Origin of the sequence: Haloglomus salinum (genome assembly GCF_024298825.1) — an archaeon.
GTDB lineage: Archaea > Halobacteriota > Halobacteria > Halobacteriales > Haloarculaceae > Haloglomus > Haloglomus salinum.
On sequence record NZ_CP101153.1, the window covers coordinates 3062172 to 3086216 of the forward strand.

A 24045-nucleotide genomic window follows, 5' to 3' on the forward strand; every position below is an offset into this window, starting at 1 on the left:
CGTGTCCGCCATGAGCGAGAATCCGGCGGCGTCACCGCTGGAGGCGGCGGTGGGGGGCGACATGGAGCGTGCGACGGATGCGTTCGCCGTGCTCAGCAACGAGACGCGGCTGGCGATCCTGCTGGCGCTCTGGGACGCCCACGACTCCGTGAACCCCGAAGACGGCATCTCGTTCTCGGACCTCCGCGAGCGGGTCGGCACCACCGACTCCGGCCAGTTCAACTACCACCTCGAACAGCTGGTCGGGCAGTTCGTCCGCAAGGTCGACGATGGCTACCTCCTCCGGCGAGCCGGCCAGAAGCTCGTCCGCACCGTCATCGCGGGCGCGGGCATCGAGGAGCCGACGCTGGAGCGCACGCCCATCGACGTGCCCTGTCCGTACTGCGGGGGTCAGACCGCGGTGCTGTACGACGACGAGTGGCTCTACCACGTCTGTACCGAGTGCGAGGGTGGTTTCGCGGGGACCAACGAGCAGCCGGACGGCTACCTCACCGGCGCGGCGCTCGACCCGGCGGGGTTCGGCGACCGGTCGCCGGAGGAGCTGTGGGCGGCGGCCCTGAGCCGCGGCTACCAGGACATGAAGACGATGCTCGAGGGCGTCTGCAACGAGTGCTCCGGGCCGGTGAATCTACGGCTCAAGGTGTGCGAGGACCACGACGAGGACGGCGTCTGCGAGACGTGTGGCCGCACGCCGGCCGCGCTCGTCATCCTGGGGTGTACGGTCTGCAAGAACTACCACGCATCGTCGCCACGGAGTCTCGTGCTGCACCACCCCGCGGTCGTCGCGTTCTACTACGAGCGGGGTGTCGAGGTCGGCTACAGCCACGGTGCGTTCGAGCAGATACGCCGGCGTGACCGACTCGCCACCCGGAACGAGCAGCGCGTCGTCTCGGCAGACCCACACCGGGTCGAGGTGACTGTCCGACACGAGGGCGACGAACTGCAGCTGACGATGGACGAGGACGCCGAGGTGGTGGCCGTCGAGGAGCATTGAGGGTCGCGCCCGCCACCGACGGAGATTTGTCGTCCGGCCCCGACCCGTCGCCCGACCATGACCGACGCACGCGGCTCCCTCCGGCGCGCGTTCATCGAATCGGACGCCTCGCCCGACGGCAAGTGGTGGGTGGATGTGCCCGCTGGCCTCTCGCTGGGCGAGGAGGGCGACCACTACACGGTCGACGCGGTCTGCCTCACCGACCGCGAACAGGAACTCCCGGAGGTGTACACGGCCCACGCCGGCACGGAGTACGTCAACCCGGAGGCGGACGAGGCGTTCGGCGTGACGAAGGCCGACCTGTTCGAGACGCTCCGCGGGACGGAGAGGTTCGCCGAGGAGACGGTGACGCTGGTGGCGTTCGACCCCGGCGCCGCCCGCGTCGGCACCGTCGGCGACCTGCTGGCCGCTCGTGAGCTGATTCGGGCCGACTGGCCCGGCTGGACCGTCGACGAACTCGTCTACGTCAGCGACACCGACCGAGCGCACGTCACCCGAGCGGCGAAGGAACTGGACGTACGGGTCGTGCGAGTGGCGTAGCGCCGGCTGCCGGTGGCGCCGGCCGCCCCGCACAATCCACACCCGTTTTCACCCCCACCCGCGAAGTCCCGGACAACATGAACGACGACCTTCGCGAGCGGGTCGAACGTGAGGCCGAGACGGCCGCGCTGTTCAACGCGCTCAAGCACGGCAGCGACGCGCAGGTGGGGGCCATCATGGGCCCCATGATGGGCGAGAACCCGGAGTTCCGCGAGCACGGCGACGAGATTCCGGGCATCGTCGCGCCCGTCTGCGAGCGCGTCAACGGGCTCTCGGACGAGGAGAAACGCGAGCGACTCGCCGAACTCGACCCCGACGCCGTCGCGGAACTGGAGGCCGAGGACGAGGAAGACGACCAGGTCCTCCCGGACCTCCCGAACGTCGAGGAGTACGACGAGGTGCGGATGCGCCTCGCGCCGAACCCGAACGGGCCGTGGCACCTCGGCAGCGCCCGGATGCCGGCCGTCATCGGCTCCTACAAGGAGCTGTACGGCGGCTGGATGCTCTGTCGGTTCGACGACACGGACCCCGAGACGAAGCGGCCCGACCTCGACGCGTACGACGGTATCCTCGACGCCATCGACTACCTCGGCTTCGAGCCCGACGAGGTCGTCCGCGCCAGCGACCGGGTGGAGACCTACTACGAGCACGCCCGCGACCTCATCGACGCGGGCGGCGCGTACGCCTGCTCCTGCCCGCAGGCGGAGTTCTCGGACCTGAAGAACAGCGGCGAGGCGTGCCCACACCGCGACCAGGACCCCGAGACCACCCACGAGGAGTTCGACCGGATGGTCGCCGGCGAGTACGAGTCCGGCGAGAAGGTCCTCCGGGTGCGGACCGACATCGAACACAAGAACCCCGCGCTGCGCGACTGGGTGGCGTTCCGGATGGTCGACACGCCCCACCCCCGCGAGGAAGCCGCCGAGTACCGCTGCTGGCCGATGCTGGACTTCCAGTCGGCCATCGACGACCACCTGTTCGGCGTCACGCACATCATCCGCGGCATCGACCTGCAGGACTCCGCGAAGCGGCAGGGCTTCCTGTACGACTACTTCGGCTGGGAGTATCCCGAGGTCACCCACTGGGGCCGTATCGAGGTCGACGAGTACGACGTGCCGCTCTCGACGTCGAGCATCAAGCAACTCATCGCCGACGGCGAACTGGACGGCTGGGACGACCCCCGCGCACCGACGCTCGCGTCGCTGGAGCGCCGGGGTATCCGGGGCGACGCTGTCGTCGAGGCGATGACCGACCTCGGCGTCTCCACCACGAACGCGGACCTCGCGATGTCGTCGGTCTACTCGGCCAACCGCGACCGCGTCGACGACGAGACCGACCGCGCGTTCCTGGTCCGGGACGGCGAGCGCCTGCCCGTCGAGGGCGGGCCGGACGCGGGGCATCCGCCGGTGCATCCGGAACACGAGGACCGGGGCGACCGTGATGTCCCGCTGGGGGACGCGGTGTTGCTGGAGAGCGATGACGTGCCTGCCGACGGCGAGCGCGTCTGGCTGAAGGGCTGGGGTCCGGTCCGGAACGACGGGGGGACGCTCGAGTTCACCGACGAGGGCATCGACCTGGTGCGGGAGGAGGGCGTGGACGTGGTCCACTGGGTCGACGCCGACGAGAACGTGCCCGTGACGATGCGCACGATGGACGGCGACGTCGAGGGACACGCCGAGCCCGGTGTGGAGGGGTACGCCGCGGACGACCTACTCCAGTTCGAGCGCGTCGGTTTCTGCCGGCTCGATGCGTTCGAGGATGGGGAACTCACTGCCTACTTCACGCATAAGTAGGAGGGTACCGGGATATTCCAGATATCTGGGGTTTTGGGCTGTTGCCCGTGCTCGCCTACTCCCACAGCGCCCGGGGAACCACGGAGGGAATCAGTTTCGCCTGGATCCGCCGCAGGTGTTCGCCGATGGTCGCCGTGGACACATCCAGCGCCTCGGCGATTTCCTCCTGGTTCGTCTCGCGAGGTGTCTCGAAGTAGCCCAGTTCGAGTGCGGTCAGGAGGATCTCCTGCTGGCGCTCCGTGAGCGAGGCGAACGGGTCCGAGCGGTCGGGGTCGTAGGCACCCATCGACTCCAGCGACAGCGCCAGCGACTCGGGCATGTCGTCGACGGCCTGGCTGATGGCAGCGTCGTTGCCGATGACGGTGACGCGGACACCGCCGTCCGGCAGGCACTCGATAGGGAGGTCGAGTGCGATGGCCTGGCTCCGGCCGACCGCCAGCAGGTCGCGGACGGTGTCGTTGGGCTCGAAATGCACGAGGGTGACGCCGTTGGTCTCACCGACGTAGTCGACGTCGTAGATGTCGTCGCGACCCTCCAGCAGTTGCTTCCCGCGTTCGAGGTCGCCACGCGACGCGTAGAGGACGATACCGGTACCGTCGTCGAGGATATCGATCTGCCGGATGGAGAGCCGCTGTATGTTCGGCTCGGCGGCGATGGCGGCGTCCGCAGGATGGAGTCCTCCCCGTCCGGCACTGATGACGAACGTCGCCTGGCGCATACCCCCACCTCACGCTGGGGTATAAAGGGACTTTCGCCGCAGCGATGAGGGCTGTCCGGGCCGCCGCCTCACTCCACGAGGTCGTCCGGGTCGTCGTCGGCGAGGACGAACGGCCCGGCCGAGAGGGTGCTGATCGCGATGGTCGAGACGCGGACGACGTACGCCGTGAGGACGGCGAACGGCGCGAGCGCGAGGGTGTACGCGCCGCCGGCCAGCAGGAGGAGCCGCGAGACGCCGATTGTCGTGCCGCCGACCATCTCCGCGTCGATGGCGAGGATGGCGTACGAGACCAGCACCAGAGCGGGAAGCGAGACGAACAGCAGGTCACGCGAGAGCGTGGCGAACTCCCGCTCGAAGTAGAGCGACTTGAAGTACTCGCGGGCGGTGACGAAGAACTCCAGCGCGGCCACCACGTCCTCGAGTCGGGCGTCGACCTCCTCGGTCAGTTCGGTCCCGTGGCGGGAGCGAAAGCGCCGCAGCGCGTACAGCTGACCGGCGTAGTCGTACTCCAGCCCCGCCAGCAGGATGCCGAAGGTGCCCGCGCCGTCGGACAGCCGCCGGTTGACCGCCTCGACATCCGCGGCGACGCGTTCGCGGAACGCGTCGATCTCCGCGGCGGGGTCACCCTCGGTCCCCTCGTCGAGCCCCGGGTGGCCCGGCGCCATCGCGTCGACGGCGTCCTGCAGGTCCTGGGTCCGCTCGAGGATGCCCTGCGTGACCGCCCGCAGGAACGCCGACGGCCGGGCCGGGGACACCTCGCGGTCGAGGATGTCCTCGGTCGACTCGCGGAACTCGCGGGCCCGCTCGACGCGCTCGCGCTGGCGCCCCACCGGACTGAGTTCCTGCGAGACGAACAGCGACGTGACGGAGACGACGATGGAGACCAGAAGGATGACGCCCGAGAGCAGCGTGTTCAGTAGACCGGCGATGGTCCCACGCGCGGCCAGCAGTTGCTCGGAGCCCAGGAAGACGAGGGCCATCGGTACCAGCGCCACGTACACCACCCCGAGCAACAGCAGCGTGACAGCCCGGCGGTTGCCGGTCAGCAGGAACCAGCGACCAGGGGCGCCTGCAGGGCTCATTGCCCGGCCAGAGGGCCGTTTCCGGTTAAAAACCCGTGGAACGCCCCCCTGGACGACCACACCGTGGGCCGGGCACGTATCGGTCGACCGGACGCGAACCGGTCGGGCGCCGACCCGGAACCGTTTAAGTTGTACGGGGGTGAACGGGCACCCATGACGAACGACACCGAGGAGGCGGGGGGTATCGGCGGCAAGAAACTGGCCATCGGCGCGGTGCTCGTGGTCGGGGTCGTGCTCCTGGTCCGCGCACTCCGTGGCGGTGACGGCGACGAGGACGACACGACGGTCGATACGGCATCGACCGACACCGGCACCGTGGCCGGGGAGTCGGGCGGCGACGCGACCGACGCGCTCCCGGTCGACACGGATGTGGAGGGACGCTTCGACGAGATCGACATCGTGGATGCGGTCTACATCCTCGTCGCAGGCCTGAAGGCCGCCCGCGAGGAGTACCAGCAACGGACGGACGACGGCGGCGCCTGAACGGCCGGATTTTTCTCCCTGCAGTACCTCGAAGCGGGCAGCATGCGTACCACCAGTCCCCGGTGGCGGCGGCTCGTGGAGTGCCTCATCCTCCTCGTCACCGCGGCCTACGTGTCTTCAGGTCGGCGCGCCCTTGACACCGGCGTCGGGGGCGACGGCCCCACCGACGGAACCGACGCCCCCGAGATGGAGGTCGAACTCGAGCGGGTGACCGTCGGCGACGACCTCTCGGTGACAGGGGCTGGTCTCGACCCGACACTCATCGCGGACGTGCTGGAGTTGAACGAGGGCGCCGCGGAGCTCGTGGACGCGGCCGAGGACGAGTTCATCCGGGAGCCTATCGAGACCGCGACGGGCGGCGCCGTCGAGGTGCCCGACGTAGAGGACGAACTCGCGCGCCGAGTTCGCGAATCGAACGTCTCAGAGACGGCCATCGACGAACTCGACGCGCTCGGTGGTCTCTTCGGTTTCGGGAGCCGTCGCCGGCGTCGTGACCGGGAGACGGCTGACGAGGACGAGTCGACCGACGATACGACCGGCGACGAGTAGGTCGCCCCTTCCGGTAGACACTTCCTCCCACCGGCCGCCGACCCGTCCATGTCACTCCACAGTGCGGAGTTCGGCGTCGAAGGGAAGCGGGCCATCGTCACCGGCGCGAGTCAGGGTATCGGCCGCACCGTCGCGGAGACGCTCGCGGCCGGCGGGGCCGACGTGGCCATCTGCTCGCGCTCGCAGGACCGGGTCGACCCGGTCGCCGAGGGCATCAACGAGGACCCGGACGCGGGCGACTGCCTGGCCGTCGAATGCAACGTCCGCGAGCGCGAGGAGGTCGAGGCGTTCGTCGAGGCGACCGTCGAGGAACTCGGCGGGGTCGACATCCTCGTCAACAATGCGGGCGGCGAGTTCGTCGCCGCGTTCGACGACATCTCCCCGAACGGCTGGGAGGCCATCGTCGACCTCAACCTGCACGGTACGTTCCACTGCACGCAGGTCGCAGGCCAGGCGATGCGCGAAGACGACAACCCCGGCGGCGTCGTCATCAACATGTCCAGCGTGAACGGCCAGCACGCCGCCCCCAACGAGAGCCACTACTCCGCCTCGAAGGCGGCCATCATCCGGCTCACGGAGACGCTGTCGGTCGAGTGGGCCGACCACTCGATCCGTGTCAACTGCGTCGCGCCCGGCCTCATCCAGACGCCCGGCGTCGCGGAGACGCTCGGCATCGACGAGTCAGACATGCCGCCGCGCGACCAGGTGGACCGCCGCATCGGGCACACGGAGGATATCGCGGACGTGGTCCAGTTCCTCGCCTCGCCCGCGGCGGCGTTCGTCAACGGCGAGACGTACACGGTGAAGGGGGTCCCGCGTGCCGGCAACTCGATGAGCGCCGACCTCGGCCTGCAGTAGTCGAGCGTTGCGCGGGTATCCGTCGAGAACCCTCTTCTCCGGCCGCATAAGCCGTATCGTCGGGTCTTGTTCCGATCTGCTTCCCGGTGGCGCTCGTTCGGAGTAGCTACTGCGTCGTCGTATCGCGCGAAAGAAGCGGGGAATCGGTCGGTCGTGCGGTTCTGTGTGGTCAGCCGAGCAGGCCGCCGTCACCACCGCTGTCGCCACCGTCACCGCCGCCCCCACCGATCATGCCACCACCGATCGGCGTCTGGGTCGGAGTCGGCGTGGGCTCGGGCGTCGGGGTTGCCGTCGGCGTCGGGGTTGCCGTCGGCGTCGGGGTTGCCGTCGGCGTGGGCGTGGGCGTCGGTGTCGCCGTGGGTGTCGGCGTCGCGGTCGGCGTCGGCGTCGGCGACGCAGTTGGCGTCGGCGAGTCCGTCGCGGTCGGCGTCGGCGAGTCCGTCGCGGTCGGCGTCGGCGAGTCCGTCGCTGTTGCCGTCGCGGTCGGCGTCGCAGTCGCGTTCGCAGCACCGCCACCACCGGCCGAGCCGGGGTTCGCCTGGACGCCGCCCTGGCCGGGGGCGACGACGCCACCGGCGCTCAGGACGGTGAACGCGACCGCCACCGCGCTCGCCGCGAACAGGGCGAACGCGGCCAGCTTGATGGGCGGCATCTCGTCGCCCGTTCCGGCAGTCGGCGAGGGCTCGCCGAAGCCGGGGTCGGACGCGGTCGGACCACTCGCGGTGGCGCTCTGCGCAGCACCGGCCGTTGTGCCGGCCGCAGCGCCTGTCGCTGCCGCACCGGCGGGCTCGGCCTCCGCCGCTGGCGCCGGTTCGGGTTCGGGATCGGGAGCGGTGAAATCGGTGTCGCCGGCCGCGAGCCAGCCGTCGAAGTCGAAGCCACCGTTCTCGAACTCGAAGGTCCCGGCGGCCGCCGCGGCCCCGGTCGTCGCGGTCTCGGTGGCGGCTCCGGCCGCCGCGACCGACTCCGTCTCCGAGACATCGAGCGACTCGGCGCCGAGCCAGCCGTCGAAGTCGAAGCCACCGTTCTCGAACTCGAACGCCCCCGCGGCGTCGGCGTGCTGTGTGGTCGTCGTGGTCGTCGCGCTTCCCGAACTAGTAGAGATGCCGGGAACGGCGCCGATGACGCGGCTCAGCGCCTCGACGATGATGGCCCCGATGAACCCGATGACGAGCAGGGGGATGGCCTTCGGACCGGACGGAAGCTCCGCCCGGTCGCGCCCGAAGGTGACGACACGCGGTCCCTCGCCGCCGAGCCCGACGCTCGATGGGAGCTCCGAGGGCCGGTAGACTGGGTCTGGGGCACCGTCTTCGCCCTCGCCGGTGCCCGTGTTCTCTCGCGGGTCGACGTTCTGCATCCACTGGTTGAAGTCGAACCCGCCTGCGCTGGTCCCACCACTCGGACCAGCCCCGACCGGCTCACCACCGTCGCCGGCCAGGCCATCGTGGTCGGTCGTCCCGCCTGTGCCTGGTGGTGGGTTCGACTCCGGCGCGTTACCGAACTCGAACTCACCCCCGTCTCCGTCGTCCCCGTTGTCGTCCCCACCGGGCGTCCCCGACGGGCTGTCGTTGTGTCCTGTCATGCGCTACGGTCGTCTCTACTGGCATCCAGTACAGGAGTCGCTTAAAGACACTGGTGGTTACTATCGGTGATTTATAACCTCTCCGGCCGTCCGGGCCGTCTACCCGACCTCCGGACCGTTCCGTTCGGTTACCCGAAGTTCTCCACCTTGGCGTCGTCGGGCGTGGCGCCGACAGCAGCCATCGCGTCGGTGGCGGCGTCGAGGAACGTCTCGAAGCCGTAGACGAACAGCTGCTCGCCCGGCTCGCCTGTGACGACGGCGCTGACGGCATCGGCCAGCGGTTCGTCGGCGCCGAGTACGTACACCGCCGCGCCAGCGGCCGCGAGGGCAGCGAGGCGCTCCTCGTGAACCGGTGCGTCGTCACGGTAGACGACGGCGGCCTCGTTGCCCTCGGCCAGCGCGCGCTCGGCGATTCCCACTGCGGGGCCGATACCAGGGCCGCCGGCGAGTACGACCGCACGCGGCTCGCTCTCGTAGAAGTCGCTCCCGAACGGCCCGGCCATCCGCACGCGGTCGTCAGCCGCCAGCGCGAGCAGGTACTCGCTGAATGGGCCCCCTTCGTCGGGGTCGTAGCCGACCGTAATCTCGAATGTCCCCTCCACGTCGGGCGAGGAGATGGTGTAGAAGCGGGAGACCGAGTCCCCCTCGACCTCGGCGGTGAGTTTCACGAACTGTCCCGGCTGGGCGTCCAGTTCGGGCGGCGTCTCGAACTCGATGGCGACCGTGTCCGGGCCGCACTCGCGAACGGCGACGACGCGGAGGTCGGATTCGTCCATGGGTCGTCTCCGGGAGCGACTGGCAACCACTTTTCGTTTCGCTGTTCGACCGACGGTGGCCCCGTGGCTCGCTCCCGACGCCCGGCGTCGCGGGGCTCCGGCCCGCTCCCGGTTGGACCCCGCGGAATCCGGAGGTTACGGCAATATTCAGAAGGCTTAACGTGCGTCCACCGGAACCCGCTCCTAGTTATGCCAGACGACCTGAACTGGGCCATCGGCGGCGAAGCCGGCGATGGGATCGACTCCACCGGGAAGATCTTCGCACAGGCACTCTCCCGGGCGGGTCGACACGTCTTCACGTCGAAGGACTTCGCGTCCCGGATTCGGGGCGGGTACACCGCGTACAAGGTCCGGACCGCTGTCGACCGTGTCGAGAGCGTCGTGGACCGACTCGATATCCTCATCGCGCTGACCGAGCGGACGGTCGATGAGAACATGGACGAACTCCACGACGACTCGGTCATCATCTTCGACGGCGAGCGGACGATGATGTCCGACTTCGAAGCGCCGGGCGAGATGACCGGCCTCGACGTGCCCCTGAAACGACTCGCGGAGGAGGCCGGTGGGGCCATCGTCCGCAACATCGTCGCGCTGGGGGCGGCCTGCGAGGTCGCGGGCTTCCCCATCGAGAACCTCGACGAGGCCCTCGAGAAGCGCTTCGGGGACAAGGGCTCGGCCATCGTCGACACCAACAAACAGGCCGCCCGGCTCGGCCAGGAGTACGTCCAGGACGAGTACGACCTGACCACCGACTACGAACTGGAGACGACCGATAACGACTACGTCCTGCTGAACGGCGACGAGGCCATCGGGATGGGCGCCATCGCCGCCGGCTGCCGGTTCTACTCGGGCTATCCCATCACGCCCGCGACGGACGTGATGGAGTATCTCACCGGACGGGTCGACCGCTACGGCGGGAAGGTGGTACAGGCCGAGGACGAACTCTCGGCGATCAACATGGCGCTGGGTGCGGCCCGTGCCGGGGCGCGCTCGATGACCGCCACGTCCGGCCCGGGTATCGACCTGATGACCGAGACGTTCGGCCTCATCGCGCAGACCGAGACGCCGCTGGTCATCTGTGACGTGATGCGCTCGGGTCCCTCGACCGGGATGCCGACGAAGCAGGAGCAGGGCGACCTCAATATGACCCTGTACGGCGGACACGGCGAGATTCCGCGGTTCGTCCTCGCGCCGACGAGCGTCGCGGAGTGTTTCCACAAGACCATCGAGGCGTTCAACCTCGCCGAGAAGTACCAGACGCCGGTCTTCCTGGTGAGCGACCTCGCGATGGCGGTCACCGAGCAGACCTACGAGCCCGAGCAGTTCGACATGGACGCCGTCGAAATCGAGCGCGGGCGCGTCGTCGACGAGGACGACGTCGAGGAGTGGACCAACGAGAAGGACCAGTTCACGCCTCATGCCGCGACGGACGACGGCGTCTCGCCCCGGACGTTCCCGGGTGTGGAGGGTGGTGCCCACATGACGACCGGGCTGGAGCACGACGAGCTCGGGCGCCGGACCGAGGAGGAGGAGATACGCGTCGAGCAGGTCGACAAGCGCCAGCGGAAGGTCGAGACAGCCCTCGAGCGCGAGGACTGGTCGCCCCGCGAGTTCGGCGACTCCGACTCGGACAACCTCGTCATCTCCTGGGGCTCGAACGAGGGCGCGATGCTCGAGGCCATCGACTTCCTCGAGGAGGAGGGCGTCGACGTGCGTTTCCTCTCCTGTCCCTACATCTTCCCGCGCGAGGCCCTCGCCGAGGAGATCCGCGAGGCTGACGAAGTCATCGTCGTGGAGTGTAACGCGACCGGCCAGTGGGCGGACGTGCTCGAACACGACGCCCTCGAGCGGGTCAAGCGCATCAACAAGTACACCGGCGTGCGGTTCAAGGCCGACGAACTCGCAGAGCGGGTGAAACAGGAACTGGCGGGCGAGACCGCCGAGGTGGAAGCAGAATGAGCTCCGATATCCGATTCACCGACTTCAAGTCCGACGCACAGCCCACCTGGTGTCCCGGTTGCGGTGACTTCGGCACCATGAACGGGATGATGAAGGCCCTCGCGAACACGGGCAACGACCCGGACAACACGTTCGTGGTCGCCGGCATCGGCTGTTCCGGCAAGATCGGGACGTACATGCACTCGTACGCGCTCCACGGCGTGCACGGGCGCGCGCTCCCGGTCGGCATCGGCGTGAAGATGGCCAACCCCAACCTGGAAGTGATGGTCGCCGGCGGCGACGGCGACGGGTACTCCATCGGGGCCGGCCACTTCGTCCACGCCGTCCGCCGGAACGTCGACATGTCCTACGTCGTGATGGACAACCGCATCTACGGCCTCACGAAGGGCCAGTTCTCGCCGACCTCGCGCGAGGACTTCGAGACCTCCACGTCGCCGGAGGGCACGAAGCAGCAGCCGGTCAACCCGCTCGCGCTGGCGCTCTCGGCCGGTGGGACGTTCATCGCGCAGTCGTTCTCCTCGGACGCCCAGCGCCACGCCGAGATCGTCCAGCAGGCCATCGAGCACGACGGCTTCGGCTTCGTCAACGTCTACAGCCCGTGCGTGACGTTCAACGACGTCGACACGTACGACTACTTCCGCGACACCATCGTGGACCTCGAGGACACGGACCACGACTCGACGGACTACGACGACGCCAAGGAGAAGATCCTCGACGCGGACAAGGAGTACCAGGGCGTCATCTACCAGGACGAGAACTCCGTCGGCTTCGAGGAGCGCGAGGGCATCACCGAGTCGATGGCCGACATCCCGGACGGGGCTCCCGACGACGCGATGGACCTCGTCCGCGAGTTCTACTGACGGCGACCGCCGATCGTTTCGGGGTTTCTCTCCTGTTGTCTCAAGAAACGACCAGAGGCCACAGTTCGAATCGAACGTCTGGATTTCGTGTGATGTGTTGCCAGTCCCCTCCGCCGTTATCACGACCTGAAAACGCTCGAAACGGCATTACCCTATGCCATCAAAGGGGCAGATGGGGTCAGAGGCTGACCCAGTGCCGGTGTCATGGTGGTGCCAGCGGGGTCTCCACGTGAGAGGGGCGGGGTGCACCCGCGCGACGGATTGTGGGTCCGTCGTTCGCGCGAGCCGGTGGTGGCTGGTGGGCCTGCCGAACCCGCCTTCACGACAGTACGCTTTTGATGGCAGAGATGCTCCCCACTCGTATGTTCGGAGGAGGCGGCGGACTCAACCCCCGCAAGATGAAGCAGATGATGGAGCAGATGGGTATCGACCTCGAGGACCTCGACGCCGAGGAGGTCATCATCCGGACCCCCGACGAGGACCTCGTCTTCACCGACGCCCAGGTGCAGAAGATGGACGCGCAGGGGCAGGCAACGTATCAGGTCGTCGGCTCGCCGGAGTCCCGCCCGCGTGGAGAGGGCGGTACTGCGGCCGCCGTCGAGGGCGACACCGGCGCCGAGACCGAGTCTGACGCCGACGCTGGCGGGGCGATTCCGGATTCCGACGTGGAGATCGTCGCCGCGCGGACGGGTGCGAGCGAGGCCGACGCACGCGAGGCGCTCGAAGCGACGGACGGTGACCTCGCGGCCGCCGTCGAGATGCTGGAGTGAACGACACCGACCCGACGGCGGACCCGTCGCCGACCGGAGCGGACGGCACCGGGGCGGACAGCGCCGACGCCGAGGCCACTGATGCTGCCGAGGCCGACCGGTCCCCGGTCCTGCTCGTCCGTGAGAACCGTGAGTACCTGCTCCAGCCCGGTGAGCGGCTGGAGACCGACCTCGGTATCCTCCGGGTCCCCGACGATGTCCAGCCGGGCGACACCGTCGCGACCCACCTCGACACCGAGTTCGTCGTCCGGCGGCTGCGCGGCCCGGACCTGTTCCACCACTTCGAGCGGACGGGCGCGCCGATGGTGCCACGCGACATCGGCCTCGTCCTCGGTGAGACGGGGGTCGGCGCGGGCGACCGCGTCCTCGACGCCGGTACCGGGACCGGGGTCCTCGCGGCCTATCTCGCCCGTGCCGGTGCCGAGGTACTCACCTACGAGCAGGACCCCGAGTTCGCCGACGTCGCGCGCGAGAACATGGCCATGGCCGGCGTCGCCGACGCCGTCACGGTCCGCACCGGCGACGTGACCGACGACCTCGACGCGCTCGCCGACGGGAGCGACGACGCGGCGGCGGCCGGGTTCGACGTCGTCACGCTGGATACGGCCGACGCACCGACGGTCGCGGCGCGGGCCGACGAGTTGCTCGTGCCGGGCGGCTACCTCGCCATGTACGTGCCGTTCGTCGAGGGCTCGCGCGAGGCAGCACTCGCCGCCGAGGATGCCGGCCTGGTCGACGTGACGACCCACGAGACCATCCAGCGTGAGTTCACGTTCGGCGAGCGCGGCTCCCGCCCGGACACCGCGCCCGTCGGGCACACCGGGTTCCTGACGGTCGCGCGGGCGCCCGACGCGCCGACGCTCGTGGACGAGGGCTGACTCTGGACCGCCGTCCGAGCGCCTCGCCCCTGCCACCGGGTATAAGGTCGGGACGACCCTACTCGGAGGCATGAGCGAGGCCGTCCCCGAGACCGAGGAGACCACGACGTGGCCCGAGCTGGCGATCACCATCTACGACCGGCTGACCGGGCGCGGCGCGGAGATCACCTACGAGTTCGACGACATGGAGGTCGCCGTCCCGAACCGGACGGGTCCGGATGCGGAGCACGCCCACTGGCGTATCGACGGGACCCTGCGGGTCTCGACGCGGGAACGTGAGTGACGCTGGTGACGCGGCGTCGCTGGTGCAGGCCATCAGACGCGTCGCGGAGATGCCGCTCGGCCTCGACGTGAGTGCGGACCTCACGGTCCGGGTCGACGGCCACGAACTGGCGGTCGAGGCGTACACGGACCGCGTGTTCGTCGATTTCCCGTCGCTCCCGGTCGCCATCGACGTGCTCCGCTCGGCTCCCGGAAGCGCTGGCGGGTCCGGTTCGGGTGCGAGTGGGTCGCTCCCCGCGACGCTCGCGGCAGCGGACCTGACCGCCGTCGCGCGCATCGACTCGCGCGAGGTCGCAACGATGGGGGCCGAGGCCGACAGCCCGCTGAAGCATCTCGGCTACGAGCACGTCTCGGTCGCACCGCGAGAACTCCTCTTCGCCGGCCTCGGGCTCTGAGACGCGGCCGCCATCGCGCCGTCTCCGACCCCCCCCTCAGGTGCCGACCGACCGGATGAGGTCCAGTAGCTGCTCCCGGTAGGCGCCGGCGTCCGCCTCGACGCCATGGACCTCGTCGAGCACGGCATCGAGGTCCGCGGGGTAGGCGCCGCCCGCGATGACGAAGCCGTCGTCGAACCAGACCGCGAGGAACCCCTCCATGTCCAGCATCCGGCCCGTGGGGAGTTCGAAGCGGGCCTTCAACGGCGTGAACTCCGCTCGGGCGCCGCTCCGGACCCGGGCTCGTCTCCGCTCGCCCTTCGCGACCTTCTCGAAGCCACGGTCCAGCAGGTCGTCGGCGAACGCGGCCCGCGCCTCGCTGGCCACACGCGACTTGATGAGCGGCGCGATGCCGGGAGCGAGCGCCGGCGTGAACGACACCCGTGTCGCGAAGAAGAACCGCCACATGTGGTCGACGCCGGTCGCTTCCCGGACTGCAGCCCGGAGGGCAGCGTCCTCGAACACCTGCGTGTGGCCCTCCACCCGTGCCGCCGACAGGCTGAACAGGGTCTCGACCTCGTCCTCGACGAGCGACCAGCCGTCGTCATCCAGGCGGTCGCGCGGGAGCGACGGCGGTCCCACGCGCGACTGTGCACTCATACCAGTACGCAGGAGGAGCGGACGTATATGACTGCGGCAACCGGACGGCGTCGGGGACGGTCCCCCGGACCCTGGTTCGGAGCATCGGGCTCTCCGGTCCCGTTTGGCCGCGCCTGCCCGCCGTCGAAACCCTCTTGCCCGGTCCCGGTGTCGTCCTGGCCATGACAGGCGGCTGGGGGTTGTTGCAGGCTGGCAACCAGGCCATCAACGACGGGCTGGCACTCCTCCCGTCGTGGTTCCACGAGGGGCTGGCGCGCTTCCTCGCCGCCATGGGCGTGCTGGTGGTCTTCTACTACGCCTCGACGGTCGTCCAGCAGCTGCTCGGTCGGCGAATCGCCCGCCGGTTCCGCCGGCCGTCGCTCACCCGGACGGTGCTGCGGGGCATCCAGGGCGCGGTCATCCTGCTCGGCATCCTCATCGCGCTGCGTATCCTGCAGGTCCCCATCGGCGACCTCGCGCTCTCGGTGACCGTCTTCTCCGCGGTGGCCGGGTTCGTCCTCGCGCCCATCATCGGAAGCGTCGTCAACGGGCTGTTCGTCCTGAGCGAGCAGCCCTACGAGATCGGCGACATGATCCACCTCCCCGAGACGGACGTGTACGCCTTCGTCGAGGATGTCACGCTGCGGTACACGAAGGTGTTCACGCTGGACAACACCTTCCTCATCATCCCGAACGGCAACATCCGCGAGCGGGACGTGGTGAACTTCTCGGCGGAGGACTCCCGGACCCGGCTCTCGCTGGATATCCTGGTCACCTACGAGTCCGACATCCAGGCGGCCCGTGACCTCATCGAGGAGTCGGCCCGTCAGGTCGACAAGGTCGTCGAGGGGGGACCGGACATCCGTATCGGGAGCGCCCGGTATCCGGCGGGCCCGACCTGCTATATCGAGAACTTCGCGGACCACGGCATCAACCTGCGCCTGCGCTACTGGGCGACGGAGCCGTACAAGCTGCTGGCGCTGCGCTCGAACGTGCAGACGCAGGTCTGGGAGCGGCTGGCGGACGCCGACGTGGAGATCGCTTACCCGCACTCACATCTGGTTTTCGACGACACGAGCGGCGAGATGCGGGTCGCGACACGGTCGGCCGACGCCGGTGGGAACGGTGCGCCGGGCGACCCTCGGGGGGCTCCCGTCGAGCACGATGTCGGGCGTGAGCAGTCGCCAGGTCGCACGCGGTTGCGGCCGGAGGAGCCCGGTCCCGTCGATGGAGACGGCGACGCGAGCCCGGAGGAGTAGGTCAGTTCGTCGCGGTCGCGGTGACGACGGTGCAGTCGAGCTTCTCGCGGAGGTAGGTCTCGATATCGGGGTCGTCGACGAGGCTGCGGAGCATCCGCCGCCAGCGCCCCGCCTGTTTCTGCCCGATGACGACGAAGTCAGCGCGCTCGGCGGCCACCTCCTCGAGGATGGTCTCCTCGACGAGGAACCCGGACCGGACGACGAAGCGGACATCCGGGAGGTCGCCGAATTCGCGGCGGACCGCCCGCTTCAACTCCGTCCGGCTCACCCGGCCGCTGTCCTGGTAGAGGTTGACATGGAGGACCGTCAGCTCGGCGTCGTGCTCCTCGGCCACCTCGATGGCGCGGGCGAGCGTCGCCTTCGAGTGGTCCGTCAGCGGATAGCGCACCGGCACCACGACCAGGGTCATCGTGCTGGACTGCGGTGGGGTATCGCCTGAACCTTTCCGTTCGGGAGCGCCGTCACAGTCCACGCCGTTCGACCCGGCCCTCGATGGTCGGGACGATGCCGCACGCCCGGGCGTAGTCGACGAGGAGCTGGTACTGTGTGTCCAGCGTCGCGACGCGCTCCAGTCCGGTCAGGGTCGGGAACTCGTCGGCGGTGTGGAGCAGGTAGGCCGCCGTCACGAGCCGGTACGTCCGGTCGTCGTCGATGGGATCGCCGCCGACGCGCGCGTCGACGAGGTCGTGGCCGGCGTAATCGTAGACGAGTTCGGCGCCCGCGACGTGGCCGTGCCACCAGTCGGGGGCGCCGAATCCCACGTCGGAGCCGCCGGATTCGGCCAGCACCGCCCGGAGCGCGGCGCCGTCGAGTTCGAGCACGACCGCCGGCTCCTCGAACGGGACGACACTGATGAGGTCACCGACCGTCACGTCGCCCGTCAGTGGCGGGCCCGACCGCACGCCACCGCTGTTCTGGAGCGCGAGGTCGACGCCGTCCTCGACGGCGCGGTTCCCGGCCCAGCGGTACGCGTCGGCGACGAAGTTGCCGATACGCGACTCGCCGTGGAAGCAGGCGGCCTCCGTCCGCTCGACGGGTGTGGCGACGTGCGCGACGACCTCGTCGAGGCCGGCCGCGGCCATCCGGTCGCGGAGGTGGTCGGCGAGGTCGGCGTGGAGCGGTCCGTCGTCGACGGCGTGGCGCCGGACCTCGCCCGTCGCGGGGAGCACCTCGAAGCAGACCGCGCCGTTGACGCCCGGGCGCGTGAGGACGGTATCGTCGAACCGCTCGACGGTCTCGGCGTGGAGGTGGCCCCCCAGGACCACGTCGGCGTCTGTCTCGGCCGCAAGGCGTTCGTCAGCCCGGCCGAGATGCGACAGCGCGACCACGTAGTCGGGGTCGCGCTCGGCCCGGAGGTCGGCGATGGCCTCGCGGGCGGCGCGGACGGGCTCGGTGAAGCCCAGATCCTTCGCCTCGGGGTTGATGGAGGCCGTCAGGGCGCTCGTGACGCCGACGAAGCCCACGGTCGCGCCACCGGCCGCCCGGACGGTCCACGGGAGGGTGTGCTCGGCGGCGAAGCGCGAGCCGGCCTCCTCGACGTTGGCGGTCACCCACTGCTGTGGCGATTCGGCGACGAGTTCGCGCGTGCGCTCGGGGCCGAAGTCGAAGTCGTGGTTGCCGAACGTCTCCACGTCGGTTCCGACCGCCCCGAAGAAGTCCAGCGCCTGGCCCCCCTTCGTGGTCAGCGCCAGCACGCCCGGCGCGACGTTGTCGCCGGTCCCACAGACCAGCGCGCTCTCTGGGTCGGCGGCGCGGCGCTCGCGCAGGGTGCCCGCCAGCCGCCCGATGCGCTCGGGCGTGTCGTAGGCGTTCTCGATGTCGGAGTAGTGGAGCAGCCGGGGGCCTGTCATCGTCGTCTCGTCGGACGAAGCGAGGCGCCCGGCGCGTTTGACGGCTTCGGCTCGCAGGGCACACGGCCCACACGCTCCCCGCGTGGGAAGGCTTTAGCCGCCGAGTCCGCTACCGGGGCGTATGACCGATGCCGACGCCGATGCCGACGCCGACGGTGATGCGGCCCCGGACCTCGAACCGGCACCCGACGACCGACTGGAGGAACACGAGGGGCCGGACGGGACGCTGTACGTCGCGCTCGACGAGGCCGAGCGCGGCCAGAAGGGTCCGTTCCTGGTCGCGTACGCCTCTCCGGCGCGGGAGGAACGGTGGGGCTACTACTGCACCAACTGTGGGACGTTCGATAACGCGATGGACTCGATGGGCCGAGTGCGGTGTAACGTGTGCTCGAACTACAAGAAACCGGACGAGTGGGACGCTGCGCACGAATAGACGGATCATAATCGTTCGAAAAGCGCACTGACCCTACAACGTCCAATATATCTGGCATCTATCGCGATGTTTCGGGGGTGATGCTCCGAAGCCCTCGCGTTCTCTGCCGGTGACTGCGACGATGGAGACACCTCCGAAGCCCTCGCGCTCTCGCCCTTCGAGTCCGCCAGGACCGCAGATTCGTCAGTCGGGGAGCGTGAGCCTCACACCTCCCCAGCCGCCTGCGGTGGTCGCGGCCGTGCCGCGACCTCGGGAGAGCTTCGCTCTCCCGGCGCTCGCCGTGCTCGCATTGCTGCGCGCGGCTGCGCATCTCGGCCCTCGCGCGCTTAGAATCGGCAGCCCCGCCACGTGAGCGAGCGACACGAGGTCGCTCGCGGGTTCCGGGGCTGCCGCCAGCGCACGCCGGTACGATTGACGGCCGGCACGAAACAGACATCGAGAGCGGTGCCGGCCGTCTCGCGGTGTCGTCTACCCCTCGACGGCGGCGTCCTCGTCGACGGCCGCGTCGGTGCCGTCCTCGTCCAGTACGGCCTCCTGCAGCCGGAGGCGACCCACGCACAGCAGCCCCAGCAGGACCGGGATAGCGACCGTCATCGCGGACTCGGCGACCGCGGGGACGCCGGGGATGAAGTCCGCGTGCTCCAGCACCTGCGCGCCGAGGACCGAGGCGACGGTGGCGCCGATCTGTCCGAGCGAGAGGATGACGCCGGCCATCGTCCCGACGTGGGCGTTGTCGATGTCCGCGAGCGCGCCGGGGAGGAGGTAGAACATGGCGTTGAGGCCGCCGCCGAACAGCCCCGCGACGACCATCCCGAGGACGAAGACGGGGAGCGACGGCGCGAAGCCGGTGAGCAGGATGCCCGTCGCGAGGCCGACGACACCGACCCGGAGAATCGGGCCGCGGCCGAAGCGGTCCGACAGGACCGGGAGCGTGAGCGCACCTAGCGTCGCGAGGAACAGCGGCGTCCCGAGGATGAGTTCGGGCACGTCGAACGCCATCGCGTCGGCGAACTCCGGGAGGACCGAGAGCGAGCCGATGATGGCCCAGAACGAGAGGATGGAGAGGAGGACGACCCACGGCGTCGAGGGGGAGCGAGCCACGGCACTCAGCGACTCGCGCAGGGGGACGCCGCTGTCGGTCTGGAACGGCAGCCCCGTCTCGGGGTTCGTGGGGCGCTCGGTGTCGCGCGGCGAGCGCACCGTGAGCAACCAGAGGAGGCCGGCGACGACCGTGAGGCCGCCGTAGAGGACGAAGACGTACTGCCACGACCCGACCGCGCCGAGGATGACGCCGGCCGACAGCGAGAACGCGAGGCCGGAGGCGAGCGTGTTGCCCGACATGAGGAGACCCTGCCCGAGCCCGAGCTGCTCCGGCGGGAACCACTCGGTCACGATTTTGATGAGGTTCGGGTTGACCAGGCCCATCCCGATGGTGGCGACGAGGCTGAGCACGACCTGCCCCGTCAGTGTCGGGGCGAGCGCGCGGATGGCCGTGGCGACGCCAGCGAAGACGGCTCCGGCCCCGACCACGTACCGGAGCGGGTACTTGTCACCCAGCGTGCCGCCGGGCAACTGGGTCAGCATCATCCCGAAACTGAAGGCGGCGTACACGACGACGACGGCCCCCCACTCCGTTCCGAGCGTGGGCGCCATCGCCTGCTTCAGCGGCGGGACGGCCTGCCAGATGAGTGCGATACAGGTCGCGTGGACGAGGAAGGCGACCCCGAGGACACCCCACCGGTACGATTCGGGACCCAGGCTCGGCCGCGTGGAGAATGCCATAGTCTCACAGACTAGCATGGGGACGTAACTCTTTCCCCGGCCAATGCTATCGATTTAAGTGTCTTTACCGGCCGGACGCCGGCAACCGCCGCCCCGTTCATATCCTGGGCGCTCCCGACAGTGAGGCCGGGCCCCGAAAACCCGCCCCCACCAGTACCTATTTGCCGGCGCGCGGGGTAGCTGTTCACACGAATCGGTGCAACTTTGAACTCGCGTATAGTTGCCCGAAGTATCCACCCATGGAGATAACCATCGAGGACGAGACGGACGAGGAGATCGCACAGGCCATCGCGACGGCCGTCTCCGAGCATCTCGGGGTCCCCGTCGAACTGCGGGACCGCGGCGGGGGCGACCTGGCAGCCGCGGGCGAGAACTGGGACGAGGAGGCGGCCGTCGTCACGGAGCGCGAGGAACGCATCCGCGAGGAGATCGAGAACATCATGTCCGGCGGCCCGGACCGCGGCTTCGACAAGATCGACGAACTGGGCAAGGTGTTCGTCCGGGACCGCCTGAACATGATCTTCGACCGCATCGAGTACGAGGACGGCACCTTCGCGCGCCACACCGACGACGACGACCTGCCCGGCGACGGCCTCCTCACGGGCATCGGCACCATCGACGGCCGGAAGGTCGCGTTCACGGCCAACGACTACACCGTCAAGGCCGGCTCGCTCGGGCAGATGGGCGTCGAGAAGGTCATCCGCATCCAGGAGCGCGCGATGGACCTGGACATCCCGATGCTTCGGCTGGTCGACTCGACGGGTGCCCGGCTCAACGCTGACGAGCGCGAACCCGGTGACACCCACATGGACCGCTACCGGGGCGGGAAGATGTTCTACAACCAGTGTATCATGTCCGGGCAGATTCCGCAGATCGGCGTCCTCTACGGCCCGGACGTTGCGGGCTCGGCCTACACCCCGGTCTTCTGTGACTACCTCATCATGGTCGAGGACATCTCCGGGATGGCCATCGCCTCGCCGCGCATCGTCCGCGCGATGACCGGCGAGAACGTCTCCGGGATGCAGGAACTCGGCGGTCCCCACCTCCACGCCCAGCACTCCGGGTCCTGCGACATCGTCGTCCCCGACGAGGAGACGGCGGCGGAGAAAGTCAAGGACGTGCTGGGGCTCATCCCGCAGAACTACGCCGAGCAGCCCCCGCAGGTGCCCGGTCAGCCGCCGAAGAAGAACCCGAAGGGCCTCGACCAGGTCATCCCGGACGAACCGAACAAGGCCTACGACGTCCACGATGTCATCGACCGGGTCGTCGACCGCGACTCCTTCCTCGAACTGAAGCCCGACTTCCGGCCGGAACTCGTCACCGGTCTCGGCCGCATCGACGGCCGCACCGTCGGTATCGTCGCCAACCAGCCCAACCACGTCTCCGGCGCCATCTTTCCGGACTCGGCGGACAAGGGTGCGGGCTTCGTCTGGACCTGTGACGCCTACAACATCCCCCTGGTCTACCTCTGTGACACGCCGGGCTACATGATCGGCTCGGCCGTCGAGAAGGAGGGCGTCCTCCGCAAGGGCCGGAAGTTCATCTACGCCACCTCCAACGCACAGGTCCCGAAGTTCTGTGTCATCACGCGGAAGGCGTACGGTGCCGGTATCTACGCGATGGCTGGCCCCTCGTTCGGCCCGGACGCGACGCTGGCGCTCCCCTCGGCCGAAATCAGTGTCATGGGACCCGACGCGGCCGTCAACGCCCTGTTCGCCGACACCATCGAGGACATGGAGGGCGATGCGAAGGACGCCTTCATCGAATCGGCCAAAGAGGAGTTCGACAAGTACATCGACATCCGCGCGCAGGCCAGTCAGATGGAGGTCGACGAACTCCTCCCGGCCGGTGACCTCCGCAAGCAGCTCGAACGACGACTCGACACCTACTGTGGCAACAAGCGCCGCGAGGAACGGCCGCGACACCACGGGACCGTCTTCTTCTAACGCACCTTTTTTGCGCTCGGGTTCCGCGCCTCCGGCGCGGAACCGCTCCCGCAAAAAATCTGCATCAAAAACCCCGGCACGAGGGCGCGCAGCGCCCGAGTGCCGGAGAACCGCGCTCGCTGCGCTCGCGTGGGTGCAAACGAATATTCTATGAACGTGTGTTTATTGGTGCATTATGATTACTATTCGAGGTTAATTCGGGGTTTTGAATTATTCTGCAAGGAATATCGCTCACGTACATTCAAGTATGAATACGCGACCAGCGCCCCCGTGACCTGACGAGCCACCGCCGGACCGCCGACCCGAGCAGCCAGCACGCCACTGACTGGTCGGTTCCGCCAGCGCGGTACCACGGTCCAGCGTCCGGGAGCGGTACCGCCTGTTCGCCACCCCCCGATACATCGCCGCCGTCGCACGTCTTTTCGCCCGCCCGTTCGTAGCCTGCTGCATGACCGACGAGTTCGCCGTTCTCGGGGACTGCGTGGCCCGCGAGCGCCGGAGCGACAGGCCCGCGCTCCGGCACCCGGCGTCCGGCCGCGCCTACGACTGGCGGCGCTGCTGCACGACGGCGTGGAAGGTCGGCAACTACCTGCGCAACGAGGGCGTCCGGGAGGAGGCTGCCGTTGGCGTGGCGGCGGACCCGGTTCCGGAGTCCGTGCTGACGCTGCTCGGAGCGTCGATGCTCGGCGCGACCGTCCAGTTCGACCCGCCAGCGACGGGTGAGCAGGGTGTTCTGAAGGCGCTGGTCGTGCCAACAGCACGCGTCGACGACTACGACTACCCGCCCGGCACTCGCTACGTCGCGTACGGTGACGAACCGACCGACCCCTCGTACGCCTACTTCGAGCGCGAGGTCTGGAGCGAGAATCCGACCGCGCCGCCCGATATCGTCCGTCCCGAAACGGCTCTGCTGGCCGCCCAGGAGTGGACCGTGAGCCACGGCGCCGTCATGAACGCGGCCCGCGAAGTAGTCGAGGCGCTGGGTCTCGACGCGGACGACACGGTCGCCGTCCGGGGACCGCTCACGCACCCTGGTGTCGTCGCGGCCGGTATCGCGGCACCGCTGCTGGCCGGCGGCGAGATACTGCTCCCCGACGACGAGGTACGGGGCGACTGTGCCGTCCTCGGGCCCGACCGGACCGCGGACGGTGTGGCCGAGGGTCGGACCCTGCCGGCCGACCGCGTGCTGTAGCTCGGCTCAGTGCTCGACGAACTCCACCAGCACGCCGCCCGTGTCCCGGGGATGGAGGAAGGCGACCTCGTGGCCCCACGCACCCTCTCTGGGCTCCTCGTCGATGCACTCGATGTCCAGCCCGCGCGCGCGGTCCAGCGCTGCGGCGGCGTCGTCGGTGGCGAACGCGAGGTGCTGGATGCCCGGCCCGTTGTTCTCCAGGTAGCGCGCGATGGCACCCTCCTCCTCGACCGGTTCCAGCAGTTCGAGGTAGCCGTTCCCGCAGTCGAGGAAGTGGACATCCATCCCGTCGAACGTCTCGCTGTGGACCGGCTCGCATCCGAGCAGGGCGACGTACAGGTCGGCGAGCCCGACAGCGTCGTTGGTCGCGATACCGGCGTGGTCGATATGCATACCGACCGTTCCGGGGGTAGCCACTAATCGCTACCGTCGTCGGCACTGACGGT

Annotated in this window: 25 protein-coding genes; 16 read left to right on the forward strand and 9 right to left on the reverse strand. The window is 69.1% G+C overall.

What is annotated here, in order from left to right; all coding sequences use genetic code 11:
- Positions 1-10: 10 nt before the first annotated feature.
- From NL115_RS14800 to NL115_RS14810, 3 genes are all read left to right on the forward strand, one after another.
- The gene (locus NL115_RS14800) at positions 11-994 is read left to right on the forward strand and encodes a DUF7351 domain-containing protein (protein ID WP_254830115.1); all 984 of its coding nucleotides are present in this window, start codon (positions 11-13) and stop codon (positions 992-994) included.
- Positions 995-1051: 57 nt separating this feature from the next.
- On the forward strand, positions 1052-1534 hold the full coding sequence (locus tag NL115_RS14805) for a hypothetical protein (protein ID WP_254830116.1): 483 nt from the start codon (positions 1052-1054) through the stop codon (positions 1532-1534).
- 77 nt (positions 1535-1611) lie between these two features.
- Positions 1612-3327, forward strand: coding sequence for a glutamate--tRNA ligase (locus NL115_RS14810; RefSeq protein ID WP_254830117.1), 1716 nt, complete (start codon positions 1612-1614; stop codon positions 3325-3327).
- A 55-nt stretch (positions 3328-3382) separates the two neighbouring features.
- Here NL115_RS14810 and NL115_RS14815 read toward each other — a convergent pair whose 3' ends face one another.
- Both NL115_RS14815 and NL115_RS14820 read right to left on the reverse strand, forming a co-directional pair.
- Entirely contained in the window at positions 3383-4045 is a 663-nt protein-coding gene (locus NL115_RS14815) for a helix-turn-helix domain-containing protein (RefSeq protein WP_254830118.1), read from the reverse strand.
- Between the two features lie 68 nt (positions 4046-4113).
- Positions 4114-5127 carry a DUF7972 family membrane protein gene (locus NL115_RS14820; protein WP_254830119.1) on the reverse strand — a complete coding sequence of 338 codons (1014 nt, stop codon included), beginning with the start codon at positions 5125-5127 and terminating at the stop codon, positions 4114-4116.
- A gap of 153 nt (positions 5128-5280) precedes the next feature.
- On the opposite strand from NL115_RS14820, the gene NL115_RS14825 reads away from it, so the two are divergent.
- Genes NL115_RS14825 through NL115_RS14835 form a run of 3 tightly spaced genes read left to right on the forward strand, consistent with a single transcriptional unit; the run spans position 5281 to position 7017 of the window.
- Complete coding sequence (locus NL115_RS14825) at positions 5281-5610, forward strand: hypothetical protein (protein ID WP_254830120.1); 330 nt, start codon at positions 5281-5283, stop codon at positions 5608-5610.
- A 42-nt stretch (positions 5611-5652) separates the two neighbouring features.
- Positions 5653-6159 (forward strand): hypothetical protein, encoded by a 507-nt coding sequence (locus tag NL115_RS14830; protein WP_254830121.1) that lies wholly within the window; start codon positions 5653-5655, stop codon positions 6157-6159.
- 48 nt (positions 6160-6207) lie between these two features.
- Positions 6208-7017 (forward strand): SDR family NAD(P)-dependent oxidoreductase, encoded by an 810-nt coding sequence (locus tag NL115_RS14835; protein ID WP_254830122.1) that lies wholly within the window; start codon positions 6208-6210, stop codon positions 7015-7017.
- 169 nt (positions 7018-7186) lie between these two features.
- Here NL115_RS14835 and NL115_RS14840 read toward each other — a convergent pair whose 3' ends face one another.
- Positions 7187-8599, reverse strand: coding sequence for a hypothetical protein (locus NL115_RS14840; protein WP_254830123.1), 1413 nt, complete (start codon positions 8597-8599; stop codon positions 7187-7189).
- 128 nt (positions 8600-8727) lie between these two features.
- Positions 8728-9375: an FAD-dependent oxidoreductase gene (locus tag NL115_RS14845; RefSeq protein WP_254830124.1), complete on the reverse strand. Its 648-nt coding sequence runs from the start codon at positions 9373-9375 to the stop codon at positions 8728-8730.
- A 189-nt stretch (positions 9376-9564) separates the two neighbouring features.
- Here NL115_RS14845 and NL115_RS14850 point away from each other — a divergent pair, with 189 nt between their 5' ends.
- The 6 genes from NL115_RS14850 to NL115_RS14875 all read left to right on the forward strand — a co-directional run bounded on the left by NL115_RS14850 (position 9565) and on the right by NL115_RS14875 (position 14519).
- Positions 9565-11334, forward strand: coding sequence for a 2-oxoacid:acceptor oxidoreductase subunit alpha (locus tag NL115_RS14850; RefSeq protein WP_254830125.1), 1770 nt, complete (start codon positions 9565-9567; stop codon positions 11332-11334).
- Positions 11331-12194 (forward strand): 2-oxoacid:ferredoxin oxidoreductase subunit beta, encoded by an 864-nt coding sequence (locus NL115_RS14855; protein WP_254830126.1) that lies wholly within the window; start codon positions 11331-11333, stop codon positions 12192-12194. The genes NL115_RS14850 and NL115_RS14855 overlap by 4 nt, the downstream gene beginning before the upstream one ends.
- 362 nt (positions 12195-12556) lie before the next feature.
- Positions 12557-12964 (forward strand): nascent polypeptide-associated complex protein, encoded by a 408-nt coding sequence (locus tag NL115_RS14860; protein ID WP_254830127.1) that lies wholly within the window; start codon positions 12557-12559, stop codon positions 12962-12964.
- Positions 12961-13842 carry a methyltransferase domain-containing protein gene (locus NL115_RS14865; protein ID WP_434083999.1) on the forward strand — a complete coding sequence of 294 codons (882 nt, stop codon included), beginning with the start codon at positions 12961-12963 and terminating at the stop codon, positions 13840-13842. Before NL115_RS14860 ends, NL115_RS14865 begins: the two co-directional genes overlap by 4 nt.
- A 70-nt stretch (positions 13843-13912) precedes the next feature.
- The gene (locus NL115_RS14870) at positions 13913-14125 is read left to right on the forward strand and encodes a hypothetical protein (RefSeq protein ID WP_254830128.1); all 213 of its coding nucleotides are present in this window, start codon (positions 13913-13915) and stop codon (positions 14123-14125) included.
- Complete coding sequence (locus tag NL115_RS14875) at positions 14118-14519, forward strand: hypothetical protein (RefSeq protein ID WP_254830129.1); 402 nt, start codon at positions 14118-14120, stop codon at positions 14517-14519. Before NL115_RS14870 ends, NL115_RS14875 begins: the two co-directional genes overlap by 8 nt.
- A gap of 36 nt (positions 14520-14555) precedes the next feature.
- On the opposite strand, the gene NL115_RS14880 is transcribed toward NL115_RS14875, so the two are convergent.
- A complete protein-coding gene (locus NL115_RS14880) occupies positions 14556-15158 on the reverse strand; it encodes a DUF6517 family protein (RefSeq protein WP_254830130.1) in 603 nt (200 codons plus the stop codon).
- A 161-nt stretch (positions 15159-15319) separates the two neighbouring features.
- Here NL115_RS14880 and NL115_RS14885 point away from each other — a divergent pair, with 161 nt between their 5' ends.
- Positions 15320-16396, forward strand: a complete 1077-nt coding sequence (locus NL115_RS14885) for a mechanosensitive ion channel family protein (protein ID WP_254830131.1) — start codon at positions 15320-15322, stop codon at positions 16394-16396.
- Between the two features lies 1 nt (position 16397).
- Here NL115_RS14885 and NL115_RS14890 read toward each other — a convergent pair whose 3' ends face one another.
- Both NL115_RS14890 and NL115_RS14895 read right to left on the reverse strand, forming a co-directional pair.
- Positions 16398-16805 (reverse strand): universal stress protein, encoded by a 408-nt coding sequence (locus tag NL115_RS14890; protein WP_254830132.1) that lies wholly within the window; start codon positions 16803-16805, stop codon positions 16398-16400.
- A 52-nt stretch (positions 16806-16857) separates the two neighbouring features.
- Positions 16858-18246 carry a bifunctional metallophosphatase/5'-nucleotidase gene (locus tag NL115_RS14895; protein ID WP_254830133.1) on the reverse strand — a complete coding sequence of 463 codons (1389 nt, stop codon included), beginning with the start codon at positions 18244-18246 and terminating at the stop codon, positions 16858-16860.
- Between the two features lie 196 nt (positions 18247-18442).
- Between NL115_RS14895 and NL115_RS14900 the strand changes: the two genes are divergently transcribed.
- Positions 18443-18679, forward strand: a complete 237-nt coding sequence (locus tag NL115_RS14900) for a DUF5816 domain-containing protein (RefSeq protein ID WP_254833100.1) — start codon at positions 18443-18445, stop codon at positions 18677-18679.
- Between the two features lie 468 nt (positions 18680-19147).
- Here NL115_RS14900 and NL115_RS14905 read toward each other — a convergent pair whose 3' ends face one another.
- On the reverse strand, positions 19148-20461 hold the full coding sequence (locus NL115_RS14905; RefSeq protein ID WP_254830134.1) for an MFS transporter: 1314 nt from the start codon (positions 20459-20461) through the stop codon (positions 19148-19150).
- A gap of 239 nt (positions 20462-20700) precedes the next feature.
- Between NL115_RS14905 and NL115_RS14910 the strand changes: the two genes are divergently transcribed.
- Positions 20701-22407 (forward strand): acyl-CoA carboxylase subunit beta, encoded by a 1707-nt coding sequence (locus tag NL115_RS14910; RefSeq protein WP_254830135.1) that lies wholly within the window; start codon positions 20701-20703, stop codon positions 22405-22407.
- Positions 22408-22855: 448 nt separating this feature from the next.
- The gene (locus NL115_RS14915) at positions 22856-23599 is read left to right on the forward strand and encodes an acyl-CoA synthetase family protein (RefSeq protein ID WP_254830136.1); all 744 of its coding nucleotides are present in this window, start codon (positions 22856-22858) and stop codon (positions 23597-23599) included.
- Between the two features lie 6 nt (positions 23600-23605).
- Here the strand turns inward: NL115_RS14915 and mce are convergent, their stop codons facing one another.
- The gene (gene mce / locus NL115_RS14920; RefSeq protein WP_254830137.1) at positions 23606-23992 is read right to left on the reverse strand and encodes a methylmalonyl-CoA epimerase; all 387 of its coding nucleotides are present in this window, start codon (positions 23990-23992) and stop codon (positions 23606-23608) included.
- Positions 23993-24045: the final 53 nt, after the last annotated feature.

Coding starts and splice junctions, on each gene's coding strand:
- NL115_RS14870 (WP_254830128.1), top strand. CDS start 13,913: ATGAGCGAGGCCGTCCCCGAGACCGAGGAGACCACGACGTGGCCCGAG.
- NL115_RS14860 (WP_254830127.1), top strand. CDS start 12,557: ATGTTCGGAGGAGGCGGCGGACTCAACCCCCGCAAGATGAAGCAGATG.
- NL115_RS14845 (WP_254830124.1), bottom strand. CDS start 9,375: ATGGACGAATCCGACCTCCGCGTCGTCGCCGTTCGCGAGTGCGGCCCG.
- NL115_RS14850 (WP_254830125.1), top strand. CDS start 9,565: ATGCCAGACGACCTGAACTGGGCCATCGGCGGCGAAGCCGGCGATGGG.
- NL115_RS14890 (WP_254830132.1), bottom strand. CDS start 16,805: ATGACCCTGGTCGTGGTGCCGGTGCGCTATCCGCTGACGGACCACTCG.
- NL115_RS14810 (WP_254830117.1), top strand. CDS start 1,612: ATGAACGACGACCTTCGCGAGCGGGTCGAACGTGAGGCCGAGACGGCC.
- NL115_RS14915 (WP_254830136.1), top strand. CDS start 22,856: ATGACCGACGAGTTCGCCGTTCTCGGGGACTGCGTGGCCCGCGAGCGC.
- NL115_RS14905 (WP_254830134.1), bottom strand. CDS start 20,461: ATGGCATTCTCCACGCGGCCGAGCCTGGGTCCCGAATCGTACCGGTGG.
- NL115_RS14880 (WP_254830130.1), bottom strand. CDS start 15,158: ATGAGTGCACAGTCGCGCGTGGGACCGCCGTCGCTCCCGCGCGACCGC.
- NL115_RS14910 (WP_254830135.1), top strand. CDS start 20,701: ATGGAGATAACCATCGAGGACGAGACGGACGAGGAGATCGCACAGGCC.
- NL115_RS14855 (WP_254830126.1), top strand. CDS start 11,331: ATGAGCTCCGATATCCGATTCACCGACTTCAAGTCCGACGCACAGCCC.
- NL115_RS14840 (WP_254830123.1), bottom strand. CDS start 8,599: ATGACAGGACACAACGACAGCCCGTCGGGGACGCCCGGTGGGGACGAC.
- mce (WP_254830137.1), bottom strand. CDS start 23,992: ATGCATATCGACCACGCCGGTATCGCGACCAACGACGCTGTCGGGCTC.
- NL115_RS14885 (WP_254830131.1), top strand. CDS start 15,320: ATGACAGGCGGCTGGGGGTTGTTGCAGGCTGGCAACCAGGCCATCAAC.
- NL115_RS14800 (WP_254830115.1), top strand. CDS start 11: ATGAGCGAGAATCCGGCGGCGTCACCGCTGGAGGCGGCGGTGGGGGGC.
- NL115_RS14825 (WP_254830120.1), top strand. CDS start 5,281: ATGACGAACGACACCGAGGAGGCGGGGGGTATCGGCGGCAAGAAACTG.
- NL115_RS14830 (WP_254830121.1), top strand. CDS start 5,653: ATGCGTACCACCAGTCCCCGGTGGCGGCGGCTCGTGGAGTGCCTCATC.
- NL115_RS14835 (WP_254830122.1), top strand. CDS start 6,208: ATGTCACTCCACAGTGCGGAGTTCGGCGTCGAAGGGAAGCGGGCCATC.
- NL115_RS14895 (WP_254830133.1), bottom strand. CDS start 18,246: ATGACAGGCCCCCGGCTGCTCCACTACTCCGACATCGAGAACGCCTAC.
- NL115_RS14815 (WP_254830118.1), bottom strand. CDS start 4,045: ATGCGCCAGGCGACGTTCGTCATCAGTGCCGGACGGGGAGGACTCCAT.
- NL115_RS14820 (WP_254830119.1), bottom strand. CDS start 5,127: ATGAGCCCTGCAGGCGCCCCTGGTCGCTGGTTCCTGCTGACCGGCAAC.
- NL115_RS14805 (WP_254830116.1), top strand. CDS start 1,052: ATGACCGACGCACGCGGCTCCCTCCGGCGCGCGTTCATCGAATCGGAC.